The organism is Dactylosporangium sp. NPDC051087 (assembly GCF_055586325.1).
Map to the genome: position 1 here is coordinate 51,874 of NZ_JBVJIJ010000008.1, position 25,242 is coordinate 77,115.

The 25,242-nt window shown below is 73.2% G+C and carries 30 protein-coding genes and 1 riboswitch; of the genes, 18 read left to right on the forward strand and 12 right to left on the reverse strand.

The genetic code is table 11. The features are described 5' to 3' along the window. Positions 1–48 precede the first annotated feature (48 nt). Together ACZ6TV_RS16670 and ACZ6TV_RS16675 are read right to left on the reverse strand one after the other, a co-directional pair. Positions 49–786 (reverse strand): response regulator transcription factor, encoded by a 738-nt coding sequence (locus ACZ6TV_RS16670; protein WP_465298049.1) that lies wholly within the window; start codon positions 784–786, stop codon positions 49–51. Positions 787–920: 134 nt separating this feature from the next. Then, complete coding sequence (locus tag ACZ6TV_RS16675) at positions 921–2,033, reverse strand: cellulose binding domain-containing protein (protein WP_465298050.1); 1,113 nt, start codon at positions 2,031–2,033, stop codon at positions 921–923. Between the two features lie 133 nt (positions 2,034–2,166). On the opposite strand from ACZ6TV_RS16675, the gene ACZ6TV_RS16680 reads away from it, so the two are divergent. The 8 genes from ACZ6TV_RS16680 (at position 2,167) to ACZ6TV_RS16715 (ending at position 10,686) form a co-directional block, all read left to right on the forward strand. Continuing rightward, positions 2,167–2,820, forward strand: coding sequence for a hypothetical protein (locus tag ACZ6TV_RS16680; protein WP_465298051.1), 654 nt, complete (start codon positions 2,167–2,169; stop codon positions 2,818–2,820). Positions 2,821–2,901: 81 nt separating this feature from the next. After that, complete coding sequence (locus ACZ6TV_RS16685) at positions 2,902–3,261, forward strand: PadR family transcriptional regulator (RefSeq protein ID WP_465298334.1); 360 nt, start codon at positions 2,902–2,904, stop codon at positions 3,259–3,261. After that, positions 3,258–4,607, forward strand: a complete 1,350-nt coding sequence (locus tag ACZ6TV_RS16690) for a permease prefix domain 1-containing protein (RefSeq protein WP_465298052.1) — start codon at positions 3,258–3,260, stop codon at positions 4,605–4,607. The genes ACZ6TV_RS16685 and ACZ6TV_RS16690 overlap by 4 nt, the downstream gene beginning before the upstream one ends. A gap of 124 nt (positions 4,608–4,731) precedes the next feature. Beyond that, the gene (locus ACZ6TV_RS16695) at positions 4,732–5,277 is read left to right on the forward strand and encodes a hypothetical protein (RefSeq protein WP_465298053.1); all 546 of its coding nucleotides are present in this window, start codon (positions 4,732–4,734) and stop codon (positions 5,275–5,277) included. Positions 5,278–5,309: 32 nt separating this feature from the next. Then, positions 5,310–7,196: a S8 family serine peptidase gene (locus ACZ6TV_RS16700; RefSeq protein ID WP_465298054.1), complete on the forward strand. Its 1,887-nt coding sequence runs from the start codon at positions 5,310–5,312 to the stop codon at positions 7,194–7,196. Positions 7,197–7,214: 18 nt separating this feature from the next. Continuing rightward, positions 7,215–7,550: a hypothetical protein gene (locus tag ACZ6TV_RS16705; RefSeq protein WP_465298055.1), complete on the forward strand. Its 336-nt coding sequence runs from the start codon at positions 7,215–7,217 to the stop codon at positions 7,548–7,550. Continuing rightward, complete coding sequence (locus tag ACZ6TV_RS16710) at positions 7,547–7,972, forward strand: hypothetical protein (RefSeq protein ID WP_465298056.1); 426 nt, start codon at positions 7,547–7,549, stop codon at positions 7,970–7,972. Before ACZ6TV_RS16705 ends, ACZ6TV_RS16710 begins: the two co-directional genes overlap by 4 nt. Positions 7,973–8,091: 119 nt before the next feature. Next, a complete protein-coding gene (locus tag ACZ6TV_RS16715; RefSeq protein ID WP_465298057.1) occupies positions 8,092–10,686 on the forward strand; it encodes an ATP-binding protein in 2,595 nt (864 codons plus the stop codon). Positions 10,687–10,748: 62 nt separating this feature from the next. Here ACZ6TV_RS16715 and ACZ6TV_RS16720 read toward each other — a convergent pair whose 3' ends face one another. Further along, on the reverse strand, positions 10,749–11,261 hold the full coding sequence (locus ACZ6TV_RS16720; RefSeq protein WP_465298058.1) for a hypothetical protein: 513 nt from the start codon (positions 11,259–11,261) through the stop codon (positions 10,749–10,751). Between the two features lie 154 nt (positions 11,262–11,415). Here ACZ6TV_RS16720 and ACZ6TV_RS16725 point away from each other — a divergent pair, with 154 nt between their 5' ends. Genes ACZ6TV_RS16725 through ACZ6TV_RS16740 form a run of 4 tightly spaced genes read left to right on the forward strand, consistent with a single transcriptional unit; the run spans position 11,416 to position 14,622 of the window. Then, the gene (locus ACZ6TV_RS16725) at positions 11,416–11,919 is read left to right on the forward strand and encodes a SigE family RNA polymerase sigma factor (RefSeq protein ID WP_465298059.1); all 504 of its coding nucleotides are present in this window, start codon (positions 11,416–11,418) and stop codon (positions 11,917–11,919) included. Next, positions 11,916–13,193 (forward strand): hypothetical protein, encoded by a 1,278-nt coding sequence (locus tag ACZ6TV_RS16730; protein WP_465298060.1) that lies wholly within the window; start codon positions 11,916–11,918, stop codon positions 13,191–13,193. Before ACZ6TV_RS16725 ends, ACZ6TV_RS16730 begins: the two co-directional genes overlap by 4 nt. Continuing rightward, positions 13,175–13,894, forward strand: coding sequence for a nucleotidyltransferase domain-containing protein (locus tag ACZ6TV_RS16735; RefSeq protein ID WP_465298061.1), 720 nt, complete (start codon positions 13,175–13,177; stop codon positions 13,892–13,894). The genes ACZ6TV_RS16730 and ACZ6TV_RS16735 overlap by 19 nt, the downstream gene beginning before the upstream one ends. 56 nt (positions 13,895–13,950) lie before the next feature. Next, positions 13,951–14,622 (forward strand): hypothetical protein, encoded by a 672-nt coding sequence (locus ACZ6TV_RS16740; RefSeq protein ID WP_465298062.1) that lies wholly within the window; start codon positions 13,951–13,953, stop codon positions 14,620–14,622. Positions 14,623–14,635: 13 nt separating this feature from the next. Here ACZ6TV_RS16740 and ACZ6TV_RS16745 read toward each other — a convergent pair whose 3' ends face one another. Then, a complete protein-coding gene (locus ACZ6TV_RS16745; protein WP_465298063.1) occupies positions 14,636–15,217 on the reverse strand; it encodes a dihydrofolate reductase family protein in 582 nt (193 codons plus the stop codon). A 66-nt stretch (positions 15,218–15,283) separates the two neighbouring features. After that, positions 15,284–16,123, reverse strand: a complete 840-nt coding sequence (locus ACZ6TV_RS16750; RefSeq protein WP_465298064.1) for an AraC family transcriptional regulator — start codon at positions 16,121–16,123, stop codon at positions 15,284–15,286. 119 nt (positions 16,124–16,242) lie between these two features. On the opposite strand from ACZ6TV_RS16750, the gene ACZ6TV_RS16755 reads away from it, so the two are divergent. Next, positions 16,243–16,452: a DUF3072 domain-containing protein gene (locus ACZ6TV_RS16755; protein WP_465298065.1), complete on the forward strand. Its 210-nt coding sequence runs from the start codon at positions 16,243–16,245 to the stop codon at positions 16,450–16,452. 55 nt (positions 16,453–16,507) lie between these two features. On the opposite strand, the gene ACZ6TV_RS16760 is transcribed toward ACZ6TV_RS16755, so the two are convergent. Both ACZ6TV_RS16760 and ACZ6TV_RS16765 read right to left on the reverse strand, forming a co-directional pair. Beyond that, entirely contained in the window at positions 16,508–16,963 is a 456-nt protein-coding gene (locus ACZ6TV_RS16760; protein ID WP_465298066.1) for an ATP-binding protein, read from the reverse strand. Positions 16,964–18,262: 1,299 nt separating this feature from the next. Beyond that, a complete protein-coding gene (locus tag ACZ6TV_RS16765; protein WP_465298067.1) occupies positions 18,263–18,802 on the reverse strand; it encodes a hypothetical protein in 540 nt (179 codons plus the stop codon). Positions 18,803–18,917: 115 nt separating this feature from the next. On the opposite strand from ACZ6TV_RS16765, the gene ACZ6TV_RS16770 reads away from it, so the two are divergent. After that, positions 18,918–19,181 (forward strand): hypothetical protein, encoded by a 264-nt coding sequence (locus ACZ6TV_RS16770; RefSeq protein ID WP_465298068.1) that lies wholly within the window; start codon positions 18,918–18,920, stop codon positions 19,179–19,181. Here the strand turns inward: ACZ6TV_RS16770 and ACZ6TV_RS16775 are convergent. Then, positions 19,127–20,104 (reverse strand): helix-turn-helix transcriptional regulator, encoded by a 978-nt coding sequence (locus ACZ6TV_RS16775; protein WP_465298069.1) that lies wholly within the window; start codon positions 20,102–20,104, stop codon positions 19,127–19,129. The genes ACZ6TV_RS16770 and ACZ6TV_RS16775 overlap by 55 nt on opposite strands. A gap of 63 nt (positions 20,105–20,167) precedes the next feature. Between ACZ6TV_RS16775 and ACZ6TV_RS16780 the strand changes: the two genes are divergently transcribed. The 3 genes from ACZ6TV_RS16780 (at position 20,168) to ACZ6TV_RS16790 (ending at position 21,672) form a co-directional block, all read left to right on the forward strand. Next, a complete protein-coding gene (locus ACZ6TV_RS16780) occupies positions 20,168–21,016 on the forward strand; it encodes a DNA-3-methyladenine glycosylase family protein (RefSeq protein WP_465298070.1) in 849 nt (282 codons plus the stop codon). 24 nt (positions 21,017–21,040) lie between these two features. After that, positions 21,041–21,256, forward strand: coding sequence for a zinc-ribbon domain-containing protein (locus ACZ6TV_RS16785; RefSeq protein WP_465298071.1), 216 nt, complete (start codon positions 21,041–21,043; stop codon positions 21,254–21,256). 245 nt (positions 21,257–21,501) lie between these two features. Then, a complete protein-coding gene (locus ACZ6TV_RS16790; protein ID WP_465298072.1) occupies positions 21,502–21,672 on the forward strand; it encodes a hypothetical protein in 171 nt (56 codons plus the stop codon). A 42-nt stretch (positions 21,673–21,714) separates the two neighbouring features. Here ACZ6TV_RS16790 and ACZ6TV_RS16795 read toward each other — a convergent pair whose 3' ends face one another. The 3 genes from ACZ6TV_RS16795 to ACZ6TV_RS16805 form a co-directional block, all read right to left on the reverse strand. Then, the gene (locus ACZ6TV_RS16795) at positions 21,715–22,464 is read right to left on the reverse strand and encodes a CbtA family protein (protein ID WP_465298073.1); all 750 of its coding nucleotides are present in this window, start codon (positions 22,462–22,464) and stop codon (positions 21,715–21,717) included. A 14-nt stretch (positions 22,465–22,478) separates the two neighbouring features. Then, positions 22,479–22,694: a CbtB domain-containing protein gene (locus tag ACZ6TV_RS16800; RefSeq protein ID WP_465298074.1), complete on the reverse strand. Its 216-nt coding sequence runs from the start codon at positions 22,692–22,694 to the stop codon at positions 22,479–22,481. A gap of 35 nt (positions 22,695–22,729) precedes the next feature. Then, a riboswitch (cobalamin riboswitch) is annotated at positions 22,730–22,875 on the reverse strand. Between the two features lie 58 nt (positions 22,876–22,933). Continuing rightward, positions 22,934–23,983 carry a hypothetical protein gene (locus tag ACZ6TV_RS16805; RefSeq protein ID WP_465298075.1) on the reverse strand — a complete coding sequence of 350 codons (1,050 nt, stop codon included), beginning with the start codon at positions 23,981–23,983 and terminating at the stop codon, positions 22,934–22,936. A 104-nt stretch (positions 23,984–24,087) separates the two neighbouring features. On the opposite strand from ACZ6TV_RS16805, the gene ACZ6TV_RS16810 reads away from it, so the two are divergent. Next, positions 24,088–24,492, forward strand: a complete 405-nt coding sequence (locus tag ACZ6TV_RS16810; protein WP_465298076.1) for a hypothetical protein — start codon at positions 24,088–24,090, stop codon at positions 24,490–24,492. Positions 24,493–24,500: 8 nt separating this feature from the next. Here ACZ6TV_RS16810 and ACZ6TV_RS16815 read toward each other — a convergent pair whose 3' ends face one another. Further along, positions 24,501–25,238 (reverse strand): hypothetical protein, encoded by a 738-nt coding sequence (locus ACZ6TV_RS16815; RefSeq protein ID WP_465298077.1) that lies wholly within the window; start codon positions 25,236–25,238, stop codon positions 24,501–24,503. Between the last annotated feature and the right edge of the window lie 4 nt (positions 25,239–25,242).

The window sequence follows — 25,242 nt, forward strand, 5'->3', positions numbered from 1 at the left end:
CGCCGCCCTCGGAACGTGACACCCGCCGGTGTGACCTGCGGCACCGGCTCACGCGTGCTGCAGGACCGCCGCTTGCAGGTCGGCGATCTCGAGCTCGGTCTCGGTCCGCGCCGGCAGCACCATCGTGTAGCCGACCTGCCGCACGGTGCCGATCATCGACTCGTACTCGCTGCCGAGTTTCGCCCGCAGCCGCCGGACGTGCACGTCCACGGTCCGGTGGCCGCCGAAGTAGTCGTACCCCCACACCTCGCGCAGCAACTGGTCGCGGGTGTAGACCCGGCCGGGGTGCTGGGCCAGGAACCGTAGCAGCTCGAACTCCTTGTAGGTGAGGTTCAGCGCCCTGCCCTTGAGCTTCGCGGCGTACGTGTCGGGGTCGATGCTCAGCGCGCCCGCGGTGATCTGGCTGTTCGCGGCCCGGACCGCGGCCTTCGCGGCCTGGGTGGCCAGCCGCAGCCGCGCCTCCACCTCGGCCGGCCCGGCACCGGCCAGGACCACGTCGTCGATGCCCCAGTCCGAGGCGACCGCCACGAGCCCCGACTCCTCGACCACGGCGAGCACCGGCGTGCGCAGCCCGGACGCCCGCAACGTCCGGCAGAAGCTCCGCGCCTCGGCCAGCTGCCGCCGCGCGTCCACGAGGATCACGTCGGGCTCCGACCCGGTCGCGCACTCCCGCACGTCGAACCCGGCCACCCGCCGCGTGTGCGCCAACAGGTCCAGGGCCGGCAACACCCGCGCCGCGGGCACGAGGACCGGCTGCGTCACCGCCGTCACCACCAGGATCTCCACACCGCGCAGCGTCCACCCCGAATGTTTCCGCTTGCGTCCTTCGGCATTACACGCGACGCACGGATGGGCCCGGCCCGGGTGATCGGTCGGACCCATCCGATCCCCGGGCCGGCACGTGGCGGCACTCTGGCCTGTCAGGTGAGGGTGCAGGTGACCGCCGGGGCGGGGTTGGTGGTGTTGTTCCAGCTCGCCAGGAAGCCGAACGACGTCGACCCGGCCGGTGGCAGGCCGCCGTTGTACGAGACGTTGCGCGCGGTCACGGTCGTCCCGGCCTGGGTGACGGTGGCGTTCCAGGCCTGGCTGACCTGCTGCCCGCCGGTGAAGCCGAGGGTGACCGTCCAGCCGGTGGCCGCGGCCGCCGACGTGTTGCGCACGGTGACCTCGCCCTGGAACCCTCCGCCCCACTGCGAGGTGATCCGGTACTCCGCGGCGCACCGGGACCCGGCGGACGGAGACGCCGACCGGGACGGCGACGGCGACGCGGACGCCGACCGGGACGCCGACGCCGATGTGGACGGGGACGGGGTCACGCCGCCGAGGACCCGCGCGAGCACGGGGAACCACGCGTTCGCCATCTTCTGGAAGCCGGCGTCGTTCGGGTGCACGCCGTCGCCCGTGTCGGTGGCCGCGTCGAAGCCCGTCCAGAGGTCGGCGACGACGACCGGGGACTGCGCCGTCGTCAGGCCGGCCGCCCAGCCCGGCAGCGCCGAGTTCAGCGCCACCACGTCCGCCGGGCACGTCGCGCACGCGCCGGCGCTCATCGGGATGATCTGCGCGACGATCACCTTCACCGCCGGGTTCTGCGTCCGCATCTGCCCGACCAGTTTCGTGAACGCCGTCAGTTTCGCCGCCGTCGGGATGTACCCGCCCCACATGTCGTTCGTGCCGAGGTGCATCAGTACGACATCCGGACGGGCCGCGGCGAGCCACGGCGGCAGCTGGTTGTTGTCGGCGATACCCGTCGCGGAGAAGCCGCCGTGACCTTCGTGGTCGAAGTCGTAGGCGTAGCCGGGATTGCAGCCGCCGCCGTCGGACACCCCGCCGACGAAGTCGATGTTGGTGTATCCGCTGGTCTGCAGCCGCTGCCACAGCTTGGCGCGCCAGCATCCCGGCCCGGCGGTGATGGAGTCGCCCAACGGCATGATCCGCACCGGCGCCGCCGCCGAGGCCGCCGGCCCGGCCGCGACGAAGGAAGCCGCGACGACGACGGCGGCGATGGTGGCGTACAACATGGAACGCAACGACATGAGCGCGAACTCCTATGGGAGAGGGGCGTGCGGGGGGACTGCACCGGCCCGGCTCCCATGGCATCGTGCGACGTCGATGCTACCGCACGGCCCGCCCGCGTCCGCCGCGACCGCCCCGGTACGGTGTCGCCCCGTGGGCGCTCTCGGTTTGCACATCGGCTTCGCCGGCACCCCGGCGGACGGCGACGCACTGCTGCGCGAGGTCTGGGACATCCTGGCGGACCGCATGTCCCGGCTGGCCGACTCGTCGGCCGGCGAGGAGATCCTCTCGCACTACCTGCACTTCCAGGAGTCCGACGGTCTCGCCGACGGCACCTGGTCCGCGACGTCCGGCGGGCTGCTGTACTCGTTCGGCGACGCGGCCGGCCTGTGCGTCGTGGAGATGCGCGCCTGCCGGCACTGGGCGGCCATGACCGTCCTGGACCGCTGGCCGGCACTGACGCAGGTCGCCGCCCGCCACGGCGTGGACCTGACCCCGCCGGTCGGCGGGGACGTGGAGGAGGCGCTGCGGCGGCAGCTGGCGGGTGGCGCCGGCGAGGTCTTCTTCCACCACTTCACCGGCCCGGGCCAGGAGCGCCTCGGCCACGCGACCGCCACCGCGACCCCGGCCGGCGACCACGAGCTGCGCTTCTACAACCTCGACGAGCCCGTCCTCGCCCTGTCGGCGACCGGCGAGGACCGCGAGCGCATCACCGGCCTCATCGCCACCGGCGTGTGCGCCTGCGACATCTGCCAGAACCTGCGCTACTTCCGCGACCTGCCCCGCGCCCGCCGGCAGTACGAGTGAGCGGATCGGCCGTTGCGGCGCCGATTTACCTAGCAGTACGATGCATTGCACTTCTAGGTGTACCGGGGCGGGGTGAGCACGGTGAAGGTGGCGAAGGATCTGGTGGCCGCGTCGGCGACGCCGATGGTGCTCGGGATTCTCGCGGAGGGGCAGAGCTACGGCTACGCCATCCTCAAGCGGATCAACGAGCTGTCCGGCGGGGAGCTGGACTGGACCGAGGGGCTGCTGTATCCGTTGCTGCACCGCCTCGAGCGGCAAGGCCACGTCGAGGCGAGCTGGCAGGCGGTGACCGGTGAGCGGCGCCGCAAGTACTACCGGATCACCGAGCAGGGCCTGGCCGAGCTGGCCGAGCAGCGCCGCCAGTGGGGCACCGTCGTCGAGGCGCTCAAAGCGGTGTGGGACGGTCAGGGACCGCTGAGCGCGACCGTGGTGCCGGCATGAGCGACCTCGAGGCGCAGATCGCGCAGTGGCGCGACTATGTCCAGCGCCGCCGGGAGCTGCGCGGCGCCGACGCCGACGAGCTCGAGGACCATCTGCGCGGGTCCGTGGAGGAGCTCGTCGGGGCCGGGCTGAGCGAGGACGAGGCGTTCCTCGTCGCGGTGAAGCGGATGGGCAGTCTCGACGAGCTGTCCCGCGAGTTCGCCCGCGAGCACTCCGAGCGGCTGTGGAAGCAGCTCGTGCTGACCGGCGAGCCGGGTCCCGCGGCGACGAAGTCGCGCAGGGCGCTCTGGGTGATGATCGGCTGCGCGGCCGGCGCCGCGGCGACGTTCAAGGTGCCGCAGCTGTTCGGCGCGGACCTGGACGACGACGGCGTGTTCTACGCGACCAACCTCAGCCTGTTCGCGCTGCCGTGGCTGGCCGGGTTCCTCGCCTGGCGGCGGCAGGCCCCGCCGAGGCTGATCGCGGTGATCGCCGGGCTGTTCGCGCTCGGCACCGTCGCCGCCAACGTCTACCCGCTCGGCGAGGAGTCCCAGTCGGTGGTCGTCACCGGCATCCACCTGCCGATCGCGCTGTGGCTCGTCGTCGGGCTCGCGTATGTCGCGGACGACTGGCGGTCGCCGCGGCGGCACATGGACTTCATCCGCTTCACCGGTGAGGTGTTCGTCTACTTCGTGCTCATCGCGCTCGGCGGCGGGGTGCTGACGGCGTTCCTGGCCGGCACGTTCGAGGCGATCGGCGTCAGGCCGGAGCGGTTCATCACGCAGTGGCTGGTGCCGTGCGGGGCGATGGCGTCGGTGGTCGTCGCGGGCTGGCTGGTCGAGGCGAAGCAGAGCGTGGTGGAGAACATCGCGCCGGTGCTGACCCGGCTGTTCACGCCGCTGTTCACGGCCGTGCTGCTGGCGTTCCTCATCGCCGTGGGGGTGACGGCGGCCCGCATCGACGTGCGGCGCGAGGCGCTGATCCTGTTCGACCTGCTGCTGGTCGTCGTCCTGGGGCTGCTGCTGTACTCGATCTCGGCGCGGGACCCGCTCGCCCCGCCCGGACCGTTCGACAAGCTGCAGCTCGCGCTGGTCGTCAGTGCCCTGGCCATCGACGCGCTGGTGCTGATCGAGATCACCGGCAGGGTCGCGGAGTTCGGCACGACCCCCAACAAGGCGGCCGCCCTCGGCGAGAACGTGATCCTGCTCGTCAATCTCGCCGGGTCCGCGCTGCTGCTGCAGCGTTTCATCCGCCGCCGGAGCGGGTTCGCGGCCCTGGAGCGCTGGCAGACCCGCCACCTGCCGGTCTACGCCGCCTGGGCCTGGATCGTCGTGCTGATCTTCCCGCCGGTGTTCCAGTTCATGTGACGGGCGCCGGGACTGGCCGGGGGCGGCCAGTTGTGTCAAGTTCCGTTAAGGCCGGCCCGGACGGCTGAGGCTCGATGCAGGGGGATCGCCGCGGTGGCGGTCCGGCCGGCACGAGGAGGAACTCATGACGACCGTCGAGGCGAAACCGCTGACCGACGAGCAGATCCGGGAGCTGACGATCCGCGCGGGCATGCTGCTGCGCTTCCGGCCGGTGCCCGGGTCCGACCCGCACCAGGCCAAGGTGTGGCTGCAGAGCGTCTCGGAATACCTGGCGTCCGAGGCGCTGCGCCAGGCGCTGCGCCAGCTCGGCGTGGACGTGCCCGACCCGACCGGCCCGGCCGGCCTCGGCGCGGCGGTGGTCATCGCCAGCCCGGGCATCGTCGCCTTCCCGCCCGGCCTCGCCAACCCCGGCGTCGTCGGCTACCCGTTCGCCGCGCAGGGTCCGGCGCTGGACCATCTGGCGCGGCTGCTCGACAGCGGGCAGGACGAGAGCGAGGACGTCGCGCCGCTCATCATCGGCGGTGTCTTCGCGGCGTACCTCGGTCTCGTCGGCTACGCCATCTACTGGAACGTCACGCAGGGCGGGGAGAACCCCGACGCGGGCGCCCCGGTCGACGCCGGTTCGCCGGGTGACGCCGGTTCCCCGGTCGACGCCGGCGCGTCAGGCTGAGCCGGACCCGACGACGATTCCCGGAGGCAGCGATGACCGACCAGCCGCACCTGATCCGGCACGCCGGCCGCACCATGGACCCGGCGGCAGCGGCCACGGCCGGCGGCGTGGTCGGCCGCTCGTGGGGTGCCGGGGTCCGCAGCGTCGTGCAGTTCCGCCGGCCGCTGACCCGCGACGAGCGGGACCGGGTCCGGCGCGAGCACGGCCTGACGCTGACGGACTACGTGCCCGACGGCGCCTACCTGGAGAGCGTCCCGGCCGGCCGGATTCCGGCGCTCGAGGCGGACCCGCTGGTCCGGGCGGTCGCTCCGTTCGCCGCGGAGCTGCGCCGCCCGGCCACCCGCGGGAGCAGGACACTGACGAGGCGGCTGCGTCGCCGGCACGAGACGGCCCTGTTCGACGACGCGGACGTGGCAACGGTGCTGAGGGCGCTGGAAGGGCTGGGCGCGGTGGAGCCGGTCGTCCTCGACGACCGGCCCCACGGCGGCACCGTCAAGATCCGCTTCGAGGCGCCGGAGCCGGCCCTGGAAGGGATCGCCGAGCTCGACGACGTCCGCTGGCTCGACGAGGTCGGCGAGGCGAAACTGGACACCGGTCCGGTGACGGCGCCGCCGGCCGCGGCCCGGGCGTGGGTCGCCGCGCTGTGGCAGCTCGGGCTGTCCGGCGCCGGCCAGGTCATCGGCGTCATCGACAGCCCGGTCGACCTGCGGCACGGCTACTTCGCCGACGACCGGCACGAGCCGGGACCCGCGCACCGCAAGGTGACCGGCTACCGCAACGCGGCCGGCGAGCGGCCCGCGCGGCACGGCACGTTCGTCGCCGGGATCGCAGCCGGCGACGACCCGGCCCGCCCCGGTGCGCACCCCGACCGGGGCGTCGCGTGGGGTGCCCGCCTCACCTACGGCAACACCGACGACCTCGAGCGCGCCGGCATCCTCGCGTACCTGGCGGCCGCCGCGGCGGACGGGGCGCACGTGCACACCAACAGCTGGCACGACGAGCCCGCGATCCAGTACGACCAGCTCGCCGCCGACCTCGACACGTTCGCCTGGAACAACGAGGACCACCTGGTCGTCGGGTCGGCCGGGAACCGCGACGAGCGGATGGGGCCGCCCGGCACCGCCAAGAACGTCCTGTGCGTCGCCGCGTCCCGGGGTCCGGCACCGGCCGGGTTCGGCGACGGCGCCACCGGACCGGCCGCCGACGGCCGGCAGAAACCGGACGTGATGGCGGCCGGCTGCTCGATCCGCTCCACCGTCGCCGGTACGGCGGCGGGAACCGCCCTCGACAGGATCGCCTTCGGCAGCCTGACCACGATCTGCGCGAGCAGCTGGGCGACGCCCGCGGTCGCCGGCCTGGCCACGCTCGTGCGGCAGTACTTCATGGACGGCCGCCATCCGGGCGGGCCGCTGACGCCGACGTCGGCGCTGCTGCGGGCGGTGCTCGCCGGCGGCTGCGTGCGGGACGGCGACGGGCCGTACCCGGGCGGCACCGGCGGCTGGGGCGCCGTCCGCGTCGACGAGACGCTCCGCGGACCCCTGTGGGTGCGCGACGTGCGGCACGCCGCCGGGCTCGACACCGGCGAGAGCGCCGACCTCGAGGTCGACCTCCCGCCCACCGCCGGTCCGCTACGGGTCACGCTCGTGTGGACCGACCCGCCCGGGCTCGCCGGGTCGACGGACCCGGCGGTCAACACCCTCGAACTCACCGTCGTCCCGCCCGGCGGCGGCCCGGCGCTGCGCGGCAACGCGCTCAGCGACGGGTTCTCCGTGCCGGGCGCGGCGCCGCACCGGATCGAGCCGGTGCAGCGGGTCCTGGTCCGCGACCCGGCACCGGGCCGGTGGACCGTGCGCGTCACCGCGACCGCCGTCCACGTCGGCAACCCCGGCCAGGGCTACGCCCTCGTCGTACACCCATGACAATCCCGAGGAGGGGACATGAGCACGCAACAGGTCACCGGTGTCCGCGCGATCGTCCAGGGCGACCTGCCCGACGAGATCATGGAGCGCATCGCCGCCGCCGTCCGCCGGACGGTCCTGCACGAACTCGCCGACATCGACCTCGGCCCCCGGCTGCTGCAGATCCCGCTGCAACCGTCCCGGCCGGCGGCGGGCCCGTCGAAGGACGGCCCGGAGGAGTTCCAGCTGCCGGAGATCCCGTTCCTGCTCGGCATCTGGTTCCAGCCCGGCCAGGGGCCGTTCTTCCCGGACGGGACCGTCGAGGGACCCGGCGGGTTCGAGGGCGGCCCGGCCGGCGGGATCGTCGGGCCATGAGCGGCGCGGTGCCCGGCGAGCCCGCGCGGACCTGCCCGAGCAGCTCGTGCACGCCGGGGAACCTCCTGCTCGGCATCGTCCGGCCCGACGGCACCCTCGCCGGGCTCCGCCCGCCGCTGGAGATCGACGCGACGTTCGTGGAGCGGGCGCGGGCCGGCGAACGGGTGCCGGAGGCCCGGATGCGGTTCGCCGGGCCGTGCGTCACGTCCCGGTGCCGGCACTGGAGCGGCTCGCGCTGCGGCGTCGCCGACCTCGTCGCCGACTCCGCCGCCGCCGCTGAAGGTCATGGGGACGGACGGGATGCGGGCCTGGCGCCGTGCCCGATCAGGGCGACCTGCCGGTGGTGGTCGCAGCGCGGCGCCGCCGCCTGCCGGATCTGCCCGGCCGTCGTGCACACCTGGCGGGCACCGGACCCCGCCTGAACCCCGCCTGACGGGCGATGCGGGCGTCGTACGTCCGGCGGCCGACACCAACGGGTGAGCGGACGGACGGCCGATGCCGACCGGCGGCCCGGGCGGGGGACACTGCGGGGGAGCCGTCCGTGGAGGATCGTTTGCGTGCCCTGCCCCGGCCACAGCTGCCACCGGGACCACTCGCCGACCTGTTCGACGAACTGCACCAGCTGCACCATCAGGCCGGCTGGCCGAGCCTGCGCAAGATGGCGGCCGAGGTCGGCTGCAGCCACACCACCATCGCCACCGCGTTCAGCGGCCCCCGGCCACCCCGCTGGGGGCTGCTGGAGCTCATCGTCGAAACTCTCGGCGGCGACCCGGAGCACTTCCGCGCCGCCTGGCTCGCCGCGACCGACACGGACACCGGGTTTGAGGCGCCCGCCGCGACGCCGGCGCCCGCGTACGTCACCCCGCGCGACCTGCCCGCGGCGGCGGCGCCGTTCATCGGCCGGGCCGCCGAGTTCGCGCTGCTGGACGGCGCGCTCGCCGCCGCCCGCGCCGGGGACGCCTCCAACGTCGTGCTCATCGCCGGCCCGCCCGGCGTCGGCAAGACCACCCTGGCCGTCGCCTGGAGCCACACCGTCGCCGACCGGCACCCCGACGGGCAACTCCACCTGGACCTGCGCGGCTACGACGTGAGCCGGCCCCGCACCCCGTCGGCCGCCGCGGACGCGGTGCTGCGCCGCCTCGGCGTGGAGGCGTCGGCGCTGCCGCGGGAGCTGAGCGAGAAGTCGGCGCTGCTGCGCTCCCACCTCGCCGGCCGGCGGCTGCTGCTGGTCCTCGACAACGCGCACTCCGCCGACCAGGTGTGGCCGCTGCTGCCCGGCACGGCGTCCACGTTCGTCGTCATCACCAGCCGCGACAGCATCCCCGGGCTCGTCGCCCGCACCGGCGCCCACCGTATCCTGCTCGACCGCCTCGACGAGCCGGCCGCCGCCGAACTGCTCACCCGGCTCCTCGGCGCGCCCGCCCGCGACGACCCCGACGCGGTCCGGGCCCTCGCCGCCCGCTGCGCGCACCTGCCCCTCGCGTTGCGCGTCGCCGCCGAGGTCGTCACCCAGGACCGGAACCTCGCGCTCGCCGAGCAGGTCGCCCGCTTCGACCGGCGGCCCGCCCGGCTGGACCTGCTCGACGCGGGCGGCGACGAACGCACCGCCGTGCGCAGCGTCTTCTCCTGGTCGCTGCGCCGGCTCAGCCAGCCCGCCAGGACCCTGTTCGACCTGCTCGGCCTCAGCCCCGCCCGGCACCTCGACGACGCCGCAGCCGCCGCGCTGCTCGGCGCGGGGCCCGCCGCAGGTGCCGCCGCAGTCGCCGAGCTGCTGCGCGCGCACCTCATCGAACGGCACGGTGACAGTTTCGGGCTGCACGACCTGCTGCGTGACTACGTCGTCGAGCTGGCCGCGCAACGCCCCGAAGCCGAGCGGCGGCACGCCCGGCTGCGGCTCTTCGAGCACTACACCGCCGCGTGCCGCCGCGCCACCAGCCCGGACCCGGGCGGCACCGACTGGCTGCGCCGGCACCGCTCGTCACTCGTCGCGGTCGCCCGCTCGGCCGCGCAGGACACCCCCGCGATCTGCCTCGAGCTCGCCGGGCTGCTGCACGCGTACCTCGAAGGCGCCGGCCACTACAGCGACGCCATCGCGTTGCAGCGCACCGCGATCGAGGTCGCCCGCCGCCGCGGTGACACCGGGCCGCTCGGCGCCGCGCTGTGCCGGCTCGCCGACGTCCTGCGCCGCGCCGGCGACCTCACCGGGTCCCTCGCCGCCGCCACGCAGGCCCTCACGATCGGGGAGGACCTCGGCGACCGGGCCGCCGTCGCCGGCGCGCTGCAGGCCATGGCCGCCGTCCACGTACGGCAGGGGCACAACGAACTCGGCGGCGACGAGCTCGGCCGGGCCGCCGGCATCTTCGGCGACCTCGGCGACCGGGCCGGGGAGGCCGCCGCCGCGAACCGCCACGGGATCGCCCTCATGCAGCTCGGCCGGCTCGCGGAAGCGTTGGAGCAGCACGAACGGGCGTACGTCATCCATCGCGACCTCGGTCAGCGGCTGCCGATGGGGCGGGCCGCCAACAACATGGGCGTCCTGTGCGTGCGCCTCGGCCGCTACGAACGCGCCACCGCGGTCCTCACCGAGGCGCTCGAACTGGCCCGTACCACGGGCAACCGCGCCGGCGTCGGGGTGGCGCTGGCCAACCTCGGCGACGTCGCCGCCCGCGAGGAGCGCTGGCAGGACGCGGCCGGGCACTTCCGGCAGGCCGTCGACGCGTGCGAGCAGGTCGGCTACCTCGGTGGTCTCGCCGACTCCCGGCGCGGTCTCGGCCTGGCCCTGGCCCATCTCGGCGCGTACGACGACGGTCTCGCCCTGCTGCACGACGCCCTCGACCTGGGCCGGCGGGTCGGCGACGCCGACATCGAGGCGGCCACCCTCATCGACATCGGGCACCTGCACCGGCTGGCGGGCAAGGACGGCTCCGGCAGCTACCGGGCCGCCCACGCCACCACGATGGTCACCGGCGACCTGTACCAGCGGGCCCGCGCCCTCGACGGGCAGGGCCGCTGCGCGTCCGACGCCGGGCACCCCGGCCGGGCCGCCGAGCACTGGCGGGCGGCCCTGGACCTCTTCACCCAGCTCGGCGTCCCGGAGGCGGCGACGGTCCGGGGGCTGCTGGACGCCGCGGGGTAGCCGCGGGCTTTGGACCGCGGCCTGGGTTGCGGGCTTTGGTCTGCGGGCCGCGGGCGGCGCCGTCAGAGCGGCGCGATCCAGTTCGGGAACACGACCATCACGAACGCCGCCGCGATGTCCGCGCCGGCCGGGCCGAGCAGCGCGTGCCCGAGCGCCGCGGCCGTCGCGACCAGCGCCGTCAGCAGCACGTTCCACGACCGCACGAGGCTCGCGTCCGGCAGCGTGGCGGACAGCGCCTCGTACACCTCGGTCGGCAGCGCGTCCGTCACGTGCATCGAGAACTCGGCCGGCCCCGCGAGGACCTGCAGCGCCTGGATGCGGCCCTGCAACTCGGCGCTCTGGTCGGTGGTGAGCACCCCGGTGTCCCCGAGGACGATCACCGACCGGGCCGCCATCCCCACCAGCGCGTCGAGCGGCGCCTCCCGCAACGTCATCACCTCGGCGTGCGCCCAGACGACGAGCATCCGCTGGACCAGCTGCTCCTGCTCCTTCCGTTGCAGGTCCTTGCTGTGCCCCAGCACAGCGCTGCCGGCGTTCTTGCTGTGGCCGGCGCCGAAGTTCTTGCTGTGGCTCATGACCGCTCCCGTCTCGTGACCGACCTGGATGCCCCCATTCTCAGGGCCCCGGATCGCCGGTTGACAGAATTGGCCGGGGACTGACCCTTTCCGGCATCGCCGTGCATCTACTGGTCAGAGAGGCCACGGAAGGCCGCGGAAGGGGACTGCACGGGTGGAGGCCGACGATGAGCGCGAGTACGTCGAGTACGTCAGGTCGCGACTGCCCAGGCTGTACCGGGCCGCGTACCTGGTTCTCGGCGACGGGCACCGGGCCGAGGACGCGGTGCAGAACGCGCTGACGACGCTGTACCGGCGCTGGTCGCGGCGCGGGCAGCTGGACAACCTCGACGCGTACGTGCACACGATGGTCGTGCGGGCCTGCCTGGCCGACCAGCGCCGCCCGTGGGCGAAGGTCTTCCTGCGGGCCGAGGCGCCGGACGCGGCCGTCGAGGGCGGCGCCGCGCTCGTCGACGACCGGCTCGCCATCCGGCAGGCGCTGCGCCGGCTGCCGGAGCGGCAGCGCCTGGTGATCGTGCTGCGGTTCCTGTGCGACCTGCCGATCGCCGACGTCGCGGCGGCGATCGGGCGCTCGGAGAACACGGTGAAGAGCCACACCGCGGCGGCGTTGCGCACGCTGCGGGACATCGGCGAGCTGCGGTTGAGGAGTTCCCTGTGAGCGCCGAGGAGACGCTGCGCGCGTACGCGGCGGGGGAGGACGTCACGCCGACGCTGCTGAGCGCCGAGGGCGTGGTCGTCACCGCCCGCCGGAAGGTCCGCAACCGGCGCCTGCGCATCGTCGCGGCCGCCGGGGTCGTCACCGCGCTGGTCGTCGTCGGGGTCGCGGTCGCGGCGCCGGGCCGGCACACCCAGCCCGCCCCGCCGAAGCCGTCGCCGTCAGCGGTACGGCCGACCGCGCCACCCCTGCGGTGCACGGCCGAGGCGCTGCCCGCGCCGGCCGGGCTGGACGCGGCCCGGCGGATGGTGACCACGATCGACCCGTCGGGGAGGTACACGGTCGGCCGGTACTCCTCGGGCACGAACACGACCGGCCTGCTGCTGTGGACCGACGGCGTCCTCAGCCAGCCCGCCGCGGCGCGGTCGTTCTCCCCGTCCGCGGTCAACACCCGTGGCGTCGTCGCCGGTTCCGCCCCGGGCAGCACCGGCACGAGGCAGGCGGCGGTGTACCGCGACGGCAAGGTCAGCATGCTGCCCACCCCGCAGGGCACGATGTTCAGTTCCACGAAGGGCATCAACGCGCACGGCGACATCGTCGGCGTCGTCTCCGGCAACGACCTGCCGAAGCTCGGCAGCAGCACCGAGGACCTGCCGGTGCTGTGGCCGGCCGCCGGTGGCTTCAAGCTGCTCGAGTCCGGCCGGGCGGACTGGTGGCAGCACGAGGCCAACGCCATCTCCGACGACGGTGTCATCATCGGTACCGTGCGGATCGAGCGACCGGGCTACGTCCTCGCCCGGCCGTTCCGGTGGGACGCCGGCGGGACGGGCGGCATGCTCCCGATCCCGGACCCGGAGGTGAGGGCATGGGCCGGGGCGACGGCGATGGCCGGCCCGTGGGCGATCGGCCAGGGCGGGCACGACGACGTCCAGCCGGGACCCGGCCTCGACATGGTCCCGCCCGCCGGATACCTGCGGTGGAACCTGGTGTCGGGCGGGTTCGACAAGCTGCACGGGTTCGCGCCGCTCACCGTCAGCGCGACCGGGGTCATGATCGGGATCGGCGGCCAGGACGGTGTGCCGTCGGTCTGGCGCGGCGGGACGGCGACGCCGCTGCCGATCCTGGACCCGGCCCGGGCATCGCTGCTGCTCACGGCCGGCATCACCGCCGACGGCGGCACCGCGGTCGGGACCCTGATGCCGCCGCAGAAGGAGACCGACCTCGACCTGAAGGGACCGTACGACATGGTGCGCTGGACATGCCCGACCACGCCGTAGCCCTCGCCGGGTTCGCCGCCGGGCTGCGGTCCCTAGGCTGGGTCAGCGACCTGCTCGTCGCGGGTTCGCTCGCCACCGGCGACCACGTGCCGGGCGTCAGCGACCTCGACCTGGTCGCCGTCACCGACGGACCCGTCGGCGACGCCCGGCAGGCGGAGCTGACCGCGCTGCACCGGCGCCTCGACGCGACCACGGCCGCGGGCGTCAACCTCGGCTGCGCCTACGTCTGCGCCGGCACGCTGGGCGACGTCGACGCGGAGCATCCGACGTGGACGCACGGGCAGCTGGTGCGGCGCATCGTGTCCGGCGTGACCAGGGCCGAGCTGGTGCTGCACGGGTACGCCACCTTCGGCCGCGAGCCGCGGGAGCTGCTGCCGGCCATGACCGGCGACGACGTCCGCGCCGCGGCCCGCGCCGAGCTCGTCGGCTACTGGACGTGGGCGGCGCGCCGGCCGTGGATCTTCCTCGACCCGATGATGGCGGACCTGGGACTCACGTCCATGGCGCGTGGCCGGTACGCGCTGCGGACCGGCGAACTGCTCACCAAGAGCCTCGCCGTCGAGCGGGCCGCCGCACCCGGCTGGCTGGTCGGGCAGCTGCGGGCCCGGCGCCGCGGCGAGGCGGTCACCTCACCGCGGCTGCGCACGGCGTGGATCGCCTGGCGGGACACCCGCCGCACCACGCGGGCGGCGCACCGCTGATTTTTGTCGTACCCCGGCGCTATCTTGACGGCCTCAGATCGATGCGAGGAGGTCCGGTGCGGGCAGAGGATTCGCCGTTTCGTCCGTTCTGGTGGGGCCTCGGCCGGGACACGTGGCACACCTACGGCCGGTATTCGTTCGAGGACCTGCCGCCGGTGCCGTTCCCGATGACCGGTGACCTGGCGTGGCTCGCCGCGCAGCCCGCACCCGGCGAATGGGGGATCGGATCCGCGCCGGCGGCCGGGCTGCCGGCGCTGGAGGCGGCCTGCACGGCGGCGGGCATCACCCTGCCACCCGCGTTCGTGCGGTTCCTGGGCGACCCGGCGCTGCAGCAGCGGGTCCGGTCGTGCACCGCCTGCTATGTCGACGTCAGCGAGGCGCCGGTCCGGGCACCCGGCGCCGACGGCCATCTGGTCAGGTTCCTCGCCGACCAGCAGGGCTGCCTGTTCTGGTATCTGTTCGTCACCGCCGACAGCAGCGACCACGCCGTGCTGTGCTCACCGGAGTTCTACGACCCGGACGAGGGCGACGAGCCGGAGGACGCCGAGGGCGGCCCCGAGGCGCTCGTGTTCTGCGGCGAGTCGTTCGAGACGTTCCTGTGCCGGTTCTGGCTGGAAAACGAGCTGTGGTTCGCCGAGCACGACAAGGGGCCGCTGCCGGCCGTGGACGCCGGCTACATCGGCCGCTATCAGACGATCCTGGCCGGCGGGCACTCCGTGACCGGGTAGCCGCGCGGATCTGTCAGCGGCGCACCTGGTAGCGCACGTGCAGCACCCGGTTGCCCTGGATCGCCACGTCAGGATCCTCCAGCAGGTGCTGCGCGTCGACCGACCCGAAGTAGCGCTTGCCGGACCCGAACACGACTGGCACGACGTCCATGCGCACCTCGTCGACCAGGCCCGCGGCAAGGACCTGGCCACCGACGTCGCCGGCGGCGACCTCGACCATGCGGTCACCCGCGAGCTCCTGCGCCTTGGCCACGGCCGCCTCGACGCCGTCGACGAAGTCAAACGGTGCCTCGGGGTCCCAGCCCTCGGGCGCCGGCCGGTGCGTCACGACGACCACGTGGGCGATCCCGCCCGGAGGCTTGCCCTCCCAGCCGTCCGTCAGGTCGAAGACGTGGCGGCCGACGACGGTGACGCCGATCTGGTCCCAGTAGGGCCGGGTGTAGTCGTAGGACGTCTGCGACACCTTCAGCACGCCGCTGTCGTCCAACGGGACGTCACCGCTTCCCAACCAGTCGAACAGCGGTCCGGGCTGGTCGTTCTCGTCCGCGACGAAGCCGTCCACCGACACCGAGCTGTACATGACGACCTTGCCCACGGGCTCTCCTCTGCGTTGGGTGTGCCCCCAAATTAGCGGGCCGTGGGCGGCCGCTCTTGTAAGAAATCAATCGGCCGGCAGCGGCCAGCTGTTCATCACGTGGCCGGGGTGTTCGCGCAGGAACCGCCGCCGGACCTCGACGTACCGGGTCGGTGTGAGCCCGGTGAACGCCCGGAACTCGTGGCCGAAGTGAGCCTGGTCGAAGTAGCCGGCGCCACCGGCGAGGCCGCCCCAGTCGACCGGCCCGGCGGGGTCGATCGCGAACACGGTGGCGGCGAAGCGGTGGGTGCGCGCCAGCCGCTTCGGCGTGACGCCGATGACCTCCTTGAACCGCTGCGCCAGATGCGTGCTGCTGACACCGGCGGCCAGGCTCAGGTCGCCGATCGTCACCGCCCCGCCGGTCGCCGCGATGAGGTTGCTCGTGTGGCGGACCAGTCCCAGCCCGGCGGTCTCGCTCAGCCGTCGCATCAGCTCGTCCTCGAGCAGCGTCAGCATCTCCTGCGGCCCGTCCGCCGTGGCCAGCCGGTCCCGCAGCTCAGCGGTGGCGGCCCGGCCCCAGACCTGCTCCAACGTCACCGGCCGGTCGCACAGCTCGGCCGCGGGCATCGGCAGGAACGGCGCCAGCCCCCACGGCTTGACGTGCACCCCGACCGACCGGGTCGGGACCGGGTAGCCGAACTCGAACGCCCGGGTGGGCGTGGTGACGACGCAGCCGTCGGCCAGCTCAGCCGTCTCGATGTCGGTGCCGGCCCGGATGCGGAACGGCGCCCCGAGGTTGACGATGAGCAACGCCCCCGGCATCGGCGGCAGCGTCAGCCGCGCGTACGGCGGCACACCCTCCAGGTAGTACAGGTCGTCGATCAGCCCGTCCAGCGGCGGCCTCGGCACTCTGGACACGTACTCCACGCCGACAGCATCCCCGATGTTTTGCCGGCATCACGCGCCGGGGCTGGTCTTTCGCTCGCCGTCGATGTTTGGGTGATCCGGAGCGGGTAATCAGACGGGTGTTCGAGAGGAGCAGTGCCGTGACCGATCGTAATCCGGAGAAGGACCCCGCCGACTGGGTGACCGGCGACGAGCCGATGACCGGGCCGCAGGAGTCATACCTGAACACCCTGGCCCGCGAGGCCGGCGAGGACGCACCCGCCGACCTCACCAAGGCCGAGGCGTCCCAGCTGATCGAGGAACTGCAGGACGCGACCGGCCGCGGCGGCGGGACGGCCACCACCGGGTGACGCGCACGCGCGGCGCGGCCATATTCGGTGTTGATGGGCGTCAGGGCCGCGCCGCCTACGCGGACTGCTGACCGGCGTCGTGCACGGTCAGCTCCAGCCAGACGCACTTGCCCGGCCCGGCATGGCCGCGGTCGACACCCCACCGGCTCGCGAGCGCCTCGACCAGCGCGAGCCCCCGACCGTAGTCCGCGTCCGGCGGCACGTCACGGACGACCGGCGTCTCCGCCCCACCGTCCCGGACACCGACCCGCAACGCGTTCCCCGCATGCCACAACTCGACCGCGGTGACACCCCCACCGTGCACGAGCGCGTTGGTCACCAGCTCGCACAGCAACAGCTCGGTGTCGTCGTGCAGATACCCGCGACCGCTCCTCCCGACCAGCACCGGCAACGCCGCCCGCAACCACGCCCGAGCCTGCCCGACGACACTGACGTCCGCGCCGTCGCTCGGCCGCCACACCAGCCGCGTCGCCGCCTCGGCACCCTGCCCCGAACCACCGTCCACCGTCACCGTCGCCCCTCCTCCACGTGGTGCGATCCGGAGGTGGTACCCGCCACGCTCCCACTCAAGCGAAATTTGCCCCAGCACTCCGGGACACGGCTCGGTGGACCTGCCTCGCTCTCAGCGCCCGGCGGCACACCACAGACGCCGCTCTCTCCAACGTGGTGCGTTCCTGGCGGGAGGCGCGGACAGGCTGCTGATCAGGCCGTTCAATGAGCCGGTCGGTGCCGATGCCGGGGATGACAAGTCCCTCGAACGGCACGCCACTGACGGCTGTCCCCGCAAATCACGACCAACGTTTGACGATTCCGCTCACCGCCCCGCGGTGGACGTAATTGAGCTGTACGAGCGTTCCAGCCGACGGCGGCGCCTGCGATGGCGCGGGGCACTCGGGACAGATGCTTGGCGCACGAGCATTCGGCCGGGCAACCGAGGTCAACGCGCAAGCGGCCAGCAGCCCGACCTGCGAGAGACCGGCCCGGCGAGCAAAGCCGGCGCGCATGCGGCCGGACAGCCCGGTGTGCGCGGGGTCAGCTGGGCGAACACGGTCAGGCGGGCAAACGGTCTGGTTGGTGAACGGTCAGGCAGTGGGGAGGGCGAGCAGTCAGACGGGCGAACACGCGTCAGACCCGCCGACCGTCCGAGGTGGGAGCAGCCCGGCGGGCGAACGAGGTCAGCGCGCAAGCGGTCGGACCGCCCGGTGGGTGAGCAGTCGGGCGGGCGAACGAGGTTGGCGCGAAGGGTTCCGGCAGCTCAATGCGCGAGAGGTCAGCCAGGGCGAACCAGGCCGGTGCGCGAGCGGTCAGACGAGCGAACACGGTCGGGCAAGTGCGAGCGTTCAGACGGCCGAGCGGGTGAGCAGTCAGCGGGGAGAACGCACGTCAGGGCCGCCGGCCGTCGGACGTGGGAGCGGCCGGGTGGGCGAAACGAGGAGATGTTCCATCGACCGGGTCGAGGCGCGGCAGTCCGTCTGAGCGCCCCTGCTACACGCTGCACAAGGTCTCCGCCGGGCTGCTGGACATCAGTGCGCAAGGGGCCAGTAGCCCAACGCGTGAGAGGTCGGCCGGGAGAACGACGTCAGCGCGCATGCGGCCGGACAGCCCGGTGCGCGCGGCCAGCCGGGCGAGTACACGTCAGCTTCGCCAGCAGCCCGACGTGCGAGCCGTCCAACGGTGCGGACCAAAGGATGGCGGCAAGCGGCCGGGCAGCTCGCCGCGTGTGCAGTCAGACCAGCGAACACGGTCATGCGTGCAAGCGGCCGGACGGCCCGGCGGGCGGGCAGCCGGCCGGGCGGGCGACGTCAGGTGCTCAAGCGGTCAGTGCGGGGCAGTACTTCGTCGCCTCGGTGGTGGCCTTGTCCAGGGTTGCCTCGAAGTTGCTGTTGGCGAAGTTGTCCGCGGCCAGGATCTTCGAGAAGGCGGTGACGAAGTTCTGCAGCGCGGCCTTGGCCTGCGGGTCCGTGGCCTTGGCGAGCTCGGCGTTGACCGCGGTGTTGAGCCGGTCGATGACGACCTGGCCCTTCGCCTTGGCGGTGGCGAGGGCGGCCTGGTCCTCCTTGACGCTGGCCATGAGGACCTCGCCGAGGATGGCGGTGAGCTCCTCCTTCTCCTTGTCGTATGCCGCGATGACGCCCTTGCACACGGCCTCGGTGTTGGCCTTCACGTCGGCGGGTTGACCAGCGCCGGCGCCGGCCCCGGCGCTCGCAGCGACAGAGGCGGAAGCGGACGCGGCGGCGGAAGCGGCGGGGGCGGACGAGCCGGCCGCCGACGTCGAGCCCGGGTCCGAGGTGCAGCCCGCGGTCAGCGCGACCACAGCGGACAGGGCCAGGATGATGCGTCGCAGCTGCATGTCTTCAGTGCTCCCAACGTGCTCTCCTACCAAAGCGACCAGAGCATACTTGCGACCACCGACATTTCCCCTCTCGTGGTGCGGTGTACCACAGGGGCGCGTACGCTCCCCGCTCGTGACTGTTGACATTGCAGCTGAGACCCCCGGCGATGTTGAGGCCGAGGAGACCGTCGGTGAGCTGAACGACGGGCCGTCGGTCATCTACACCGCATACTTCACGGCGGCGGAGGAGCTGGTTGAGCACATCCGGGCCGCGGACGTGCTCAACCTGGGCTTCCGGGTCGAGTCCTACCTGGTGACCCCGGAGGACGCGGCGGACGCCAGTCAGATCGAGTTCGAGTTCACCCTGCTCAGCGAGCTGCCGGTCCGCGGCGAGTAGAGGTCTGCCACGGCCTGGGCGGCGGTCCGCAGGGCATCGCGGACCGCCGGCGGGTCGAGGACCTCCACGCGGGTGCCGAGGCCGAGCAGGCTCCCGACCGCGTGTGACGGTCCGGCGAACGCGAGCCGCACGACCGTGGTGTGGCCGTCGTCGGCCGGGTCCAGGTGGCGGGCGAGCAGCCGGCGGACCATGGCGACCGAGTCCGGCGCCGCCGCCGCGACGACGGGCAGTGGGCGCGGCCGCTCCTGCACCTTGTCCCGCAGGGTTGCCCAGGCCGTGTCCAGGTCGAAGCCGGCCGGCAGGACCGCCGGTGACGGCAGGGCCGTGCAGGAGTGCACGCGCGACACCCGTACCAGGGCGGGCTCCGACGTGATCAGATACCAGATCCCGGCCTTCGCCACGAGGCCGGCGGGTGCGACCGTGCGCTGCGAGCGGGTGCCGTCGCTGTCCTGGTAGTCCAGCGACAGGTGGACGCCGCGCAGCAGGGCGTCGTGGATCTGCGGGAGCAGGGGGACGGGCTCGCCGGAGCGCATCCATGGGTCGACGTCGACGATGACGTGCCGGCGGCCCTGGGCCAGGCCGCCACGCAACGCTTGACCGCCGGCGCCGATGATCTTCTCGATGGCGGTGTCGAGGGCGTCGCCGAGGCCGAGCTCGCCGGCGAGGCGGGACTGCCCGACGGCCAGGCCCGCGCCTTCCGCCCGGCTGAGGTTGGCCAGGCCGGAGCGGTACGTGTCGAGCAGGCGGATCCCTCCGCCTCGCCCCTGGGCGGTGTACACCGGGATCCCGGCGGAACTGAGCGCCTCGACGTCGCGCATGACGGTGCGCACCGACACCCCGAGCCGGGCGGCCAGGTCCGGCGCCGTGGCGACATCGCGGGCCTGCAGGAGCAGGACCAGGGACAACAGGCGGTCGGCGCGCACCCGTCGAGAGTATCCGCGAAACATGACAACAGGTGTCTTGTTCAACGGCGCATGCTGCGGGGCATGCAGGCACACATCACCGGCCCGTACGACATGGCCAGGCAGAACGAGTACTTCGGTGGCTGGACGCGGCCGGTCGGCGACGACCGCACGATCGTCATGGCGTTCCCCGTCGAGGGCTGGACCCACTCCGCCGCCGTGCTGCTGCGGCAGACGGCGCCGGACACCGTCACCGGGCAGGGCCCGCAGGACGCGTGGCAGCAGGCCCTGGCGGTGCTGTCGCTCGACGTCGACGGCAGTGGATACGCGCAGGTCGGCGAGCGTGACCCGGTCCTGGGCGAGCTGCAGCGGCGGCACGCGCACCTGCGGCCGGTGTTGTTCCACTCGCCGTACGAGGCCGCCTGCGCCTTCATCATCGCCCACCGGATGCGCGTCGAGCAGGGCCGGGCGATCCGCCAGCGGATGGCCCGCGACCACGGCGAGGCGTTCGAGATCGGCGGCGTCACCGCGCACGCGTTCCCCTCGCCGCAGCAGCTGCTGCGCATCACCGACATCCCGGGCGTAAATGACGAGAAGGTGCGCCGCCTGCACGGCATCGCGGAGGCGGCCCTCGAAGGCCGGCTGGACCGCGCCCGGCTGCGGCGGCTGCCGGTCGAGGAGGCGCTCGCCGACGTGCGCCGGCTGCGCGGTGTCGGCGACTTCTTCGCCACCGCGATCGTGATGCGCGGTGCGGGGCTCGTGGACTCGCTGCCGGGCGACGAGCTCACGATGTCGGGGATGCGCCGCCTGTACAGCCTGCCGGCCACCCCCTCGGCCACCGACATCGCCCGGGTGACCGACGCCTGGCGGCCGTACCGGATGTGGTGCTCGGTCCTCGTGCACGCCTCGGAACGCCGCGCCCGGCAGGGGTAGGCGGCGGGCCGCTACGATGGCCGCGTGGTGATCTTCGGCTGGGGCTGGCGGGTGAAGCACCTGCGCACGCTGACCCTGCGCTGCCCGCACTGCGGCAACACGGTGGCGCACCCGCTGTACAAGCGGACTCTCAAACTCTCGTTGTTCTTCATCCCGCTGATCCCGCTGCAGGTCAAGCACACCGTCCAGTGCACCGCCTGCGCCACCCAGCGCGACGTCGACCCCGCCCGGGTGCACTGAGCGCCTCGGTCAACCCGCCGGCAGCGCCCGGGAGGCCGGTGACACCCGGGCGACGGCGAGCAGCAGCAGGCCGCACGCGGCGACGAGGACCCAGCCGGGCCGCGACGCCGCGGCGTGGCGCACGGGGGCGGCCCCGCGACGAGACCACCGGCGACGGCCATCCCGAGGGCCGCGCCGAGCTGCCGGGCGGTCGACGTGATGCCGCCCGCGACCCCGGCCCGGGCAGCCCGGCCACCGCCGTGTTCGTGATCGGCGCGTTGGCGAAGCCGACCCCGACGCCGAGCAGCAGGGAACGCCACGAGGTGGCGGAGTCCGAGACGAGCGTGTCGCACTGGTTCGGTCCGGCGGGGGAGCAGGCGGTGGAGATCCTGCACCTGTTCGGGCCGCAGGGAGAGAAACCCCGCACCCGCACGTGACGGCGGAGCCGATGGCCCCGCCGTCAGTGGAGAACCGGTGGATCAGACGGCGACCGGCTGCGCGGCGACCGCGTTCGCCGCGCGCTGGCTGCGCTCGGTGAGATACCCGAACAGCAGGCCGAGGGTGGCCCAGTTGACCGCCTGGGTGCCCAGCGAGGCGAGGCGGAACTTCCACAGCAGGATCGGGGCGAACCCGTCCGGCACCTCGTTGACCGCCGGCAGCAGCGCGATCGCGACACCGACGACGACCACGCCACCGATGACCGCGGCCGTCGCCGCGTTCCAGGTGCCGTAGCGGGCCTGCAGCGACCGGGTCACGACGGCGACGCCGATCACGGTCGCGACCCCGATGACGATCATCAGGAAGAACAGCCCGGTGCGCTGCTGCAGCGTGTCCGGGTTGCCGGTGGCCGGCGGGTTGGCCGGGTACTTCAGGAACGGCACGAGCGCCACCCCGACGAACCCGGCGAGGGCGACCAGCCCGGCGGTGGCCCGGGCGCTGATCCGCCCGATCCGGCCGAGGGTGATCGCGACGGCGATGGCGAACAGACCGCCGAGTGCCACCCCGTAGACGACGGAGGCGGTGGCGAGACCGACGGTGCTCTGCACACCGCGGCTGACGAGCTCGTGCTCGTGCTCACCGGCGGGCAGCTGCGCCGCCTGGGCCTCCTCGAACGCGATCGCGTCGTTGATCGGGCCCTCGCCGAACAGATAGGCGAACAGGAACGCGGCGACCCCGGCGACGGCACCGGCGATCATCCCGCGAACCAGAAGGGTGCGGGCGTTGAGCATGTCGGCTCCCCGTCTCAGTGGCAGGGGAAGCCGAGCAGGTGCCGCCCGTCGTGGACGAACTCGTGCACGGTCTCACCGGCGATGACCGAGGTGATGCCCTGCTCGGCGCCGACGAAGTAGAGCAGGACGACGGCGAGCACGACGCCGAACGTCGCCCACGGCAGGATCTGCCGCAGCGGGATCGGGGCCGGTGCGGCGGCCGGGGTGGGAAGAGCCGAGATCGATGCCATCTGTGCAGCCTCCTGCGGGATTTCGCGTCCCATCGAGCGTTGTCGTGACAGTGGCCGGGTCTGACTCCCACGGGTGCGTGGTTACAGCGGCGCGACCGTGCCGGGCTTGCACCGGCTTCCGTTCACTGTCACGTTTCGTTTCGGACGGTACGGACGGCGTACCGGTGTGTCAATCGAAGCGACCCCCGACGGACCCCTCCGGTGCTGATCAGCGGGGGTCCGGCGAAAGGCGAAGGTGATCAACTTCTCGCGGGCGGCAGGGCGGCGAGGTCGGTGCCGACCTTGTGCAGGCCGTCGAGCCGCCGGTCGAGGTCCTTGCCGCCGGGGCTGAGCAGCCCGTCGTACTTCGCCCAGATGGTGCCGCCGCTCGCGGTGAACGCCCACGGGTAGTGCCGGTCGGCGGCCGCGACCACCTGCGGCGCCAGGTCCACCCAGTGCTGCGCGGTGCCGCCGAGCAGCCTGGCGCCCTCCTTGCCCTTGGCCTCCACCGACAGGTTCGGTACCTCCTCCGGCAGGCCGACCAGCAGCCCGGTGTGCCGGTCGTCCTTCTGCGCGTAGTCGAAGACCATGAACGCCCGGCCGCGGTGCGAGCCGGTGACGACCCCGCCCGCGAACGGCTGCGCGCCGGGCCAGCCGAGACGCTCTATCAGCGTCGGGTTGATCCGCTCGTACGTGTGGCCGCGCCGCTTCGCCCAGCGTTTCCGCCCGGTCCGGGCCCGGAACGACGACACCAGCGCGGCGGCCGCGATCAGGGCGAACAGAGTGCCCGCGCCGCCGAGGATCCGGGAGCCCGTGCCGCCGTCGCCGGTGACGTTGCGCAGCCACGCGACGGTGGCCACCACGCCGCCGACGACCAGGAAGAACAGGCGCGTCTGGTACGGCGTGATCACCTGCTGCGGCTCGCCGGCGCCGAACCGGACCACCTCGACCAGGCTCAGGACGAAGAACAGCAGCGACAGCGTGCCGACGAGCAGGGCCAGGTTGCCGGTGAGCCGCCACGACCGGTCCGCGTCGGCGATCCTCTCCGGCGAGTTCCGCGCCGCGAACCGGTCGATCATGTGCTGGTAGGAGCCGCCCTCGTCGCCGCTGCCGCCGAAGACCAGGCATGTGTCGCCGCGCCGCATCGTCTTGCCGTCGCAGGTCGGCGAGTAGTCCGCGATGCGCTGCGCGGACTCCTGCTGCCGCTGCGCCGCCGTGCTGCTGCCGTGCTCGACCATCTGCCATCCGGCCAGCAGGAACACCACTGCCAGGACGATCCGGACGAGAAGCCCCACATGCCGTCGGTTCACGCGGGAATGTATAGCAGCCGATGCCTGCCCTGCGTGCGCCGGTGAGGTCCGGCATCGATGGACGAGCGCTGCCAGGGACCCGCGATCACGCTAGTGTCAGCGGTGTGGGCGTCATGATGGACTACTTCGCCGCCACCGCGCCGGAGCTCGCCGCGCTGGATCTCGACGTCGGCCCCGCCGGCAACGACTGGCCGTTCGTCGACTGCAAGGGCTGGATACTCGAGGTCGAGGAGTTCGCCGCGGAGATCGACGGCCGGGACCCGAGCGAGTTCGGCAAGGACGAGCCGCTCGGCGGCATCCCCGACCCGGAGTATCTGGGGCCGTGGACGGCCAGGATCAACGCGGAGCTCGTCGACACCCTCGCCAGGATCGGCGACGGGCAGATCCGCGACTACGCGGACGAGTATCTGCTGGAGGACTGGGAGGCGGAGCGGCTCATCGCCCTCGCGGGACTGGCCCGGTCGGCCGTCGCCGAGGGGCGGGCGCTCTACTCCTGGTCGTCGGTGTAGCCGGTCACCTACCCCTGGCCGTCGCCGTAGGCCGTCACCAGGAGCGCCCAGAGCCGGTCCCGCACCTGCGGCGGCAGCCGGTGCCCGAGCTCCCGGCGGCGGATCAGCACGAAGCCCTTCGGGTCGCGCGGCCGGCCGGTGCACACGAAGTCGACCGCCTGCGCGGCGAGCAGCGGGTCGGGCCAGGTGCCGGCGGGAGCGTCGCGGATCGCGGCGGTGACCTCCGCCGCGCGCTCGTCGACCCGGTCGATCAACGCGTATTCGTCGCCGTCGGCGGGCCAGCGCTGCGCGCCGAGGTCGATGTCGCGGAAGTCGACGTCGACGAGCTCGGCGCCGGAGAAGTCATTGCCGCGCCACTCATTGTTCACCCGGCCCGGCGGTCCGGTCCACCCGCCGCCTGGAGCGCCGCAGAAGACGGTGTGCCAAATCCGGCCACGGAACACACAATCGACAAATTCGGCGCATTCGGTGTCAAGCTCGCGGATGCGGGCATGGTCGAACAGGCAGCCCTCGAAGCGCACGTCACCGAGATACGTGTTGCCCAGCGGAAACCTGGTGCGCCGGAAGGTGCAGTCGACGAATCGAGTCTGACCCTGGTGTCCGACGCTGAACTTCCCGAATGTCGTTTCCGTGAAGTTACATCGCAAGAATGACCCGCCGTACGCGCCAAAAGTGTCGAACGAACGACCGGTAAAGTCGACGTCGGCCAATTCCACGTGGCGGTGTTCCACCCGTAGCAGATCCACAAGT

What these genes read in the sequence shown, in the direction of transcription:
- ACZ6TV_RS16695 (WP_465298053.1), top strand. Translation starts at nt 4,732, where the DNA reads ATGACGACCGTCGAGGCGAAACCGCTGACCGACGAGCAGATCCGGGAG.
- ACZ6TV_RS16710 (WP_465298056.1), top strand. Translation starts at nt 7,547, where the DNA reads ATGAGCGGCGCGGTGCCCGGCGAGCCCGCGCGGACCTGCCCGAGCAGC.
- ACZ6TV_RS16675 (WP_465298050.1), bottom strand. Translation starts at nt 2,033, where the DNA reads ATGTCGTTGCGTTCCATGTTGTACGCCACCATCGCCGCCGTCGTCGTC.
- ACZ6TV_RS16795 (WP_465298073.1), bottom strand. Translation starts at nt 22,464, where the DNA reads ATGCTCAACGCCCGCACCCTTCTGGTTCGCGGGATGATCGCCGGTGCC.
- ACZ6TV_RS16690 (WP_465298052.1), top strand. Translation starts at nt 3,258, where the DNA reads ATGAGCGACCTCGAGGCGCAGATCGCGCAGTGGCGCGACTATGTCCAG.
- ACZ6TV_RS16780 (WP_465298070.1), top strand. Translation starts at nt 20,168, where the DNA reads ATGCAGGCACACATCACCGGCCCGTACGACATGGCCAGGCAGAACGAG.
- ACZ6TV_RS16765 (WP_465298067.1), bottom strand. Translation starts at nt 18,802, where the DNA reads ATGCAGCTGCGACGCATCATCCTGGCCCTGTCCGCTGTGGTCGCGCTG.
- ACZ6TV_RS16800 (WP_465298074.1), bottom strand. Translation starts at nt 22,694, where the DNA reads ATGGCATCGATCTCGGCTCTTCCCACCCCGGCCGCCGCACCGGCCCCG.
- ACZ6TV_RS16720 (WP_465298058.1), bottom strand. Translation starts at nt 11,261, where the DNA reads ATGAGCCACAGCAAGAACTTCGGCGCCGGCCACAGCAAGAACGCCGGC.
- ACZ6TV_RS16700 (WP_465298054.1), top strand. Translation starts at nt 5,310, where the DNA reads ATGACCGACCAGCCGCACCTGATCCGGCACGCCGGCCGCACCATGGAC.
- ACZ6TV_RS16735 (WP_465298061.1), top strand. Translation starts at nt 13,175, where the DNA reads ATGCCCGACCACGCCGTAGCCCTCGCCGGGTTCGCCGCCGGGCTGCGG.
- ACZ6TV_RS16705 (WP_465298055.1), top strand. Translation starts at nt 7,215, where the DNA reads ATGAGCACGCAACAGGTCACCGGTGTCCGCGCGATCGTCCAGGGCGAC.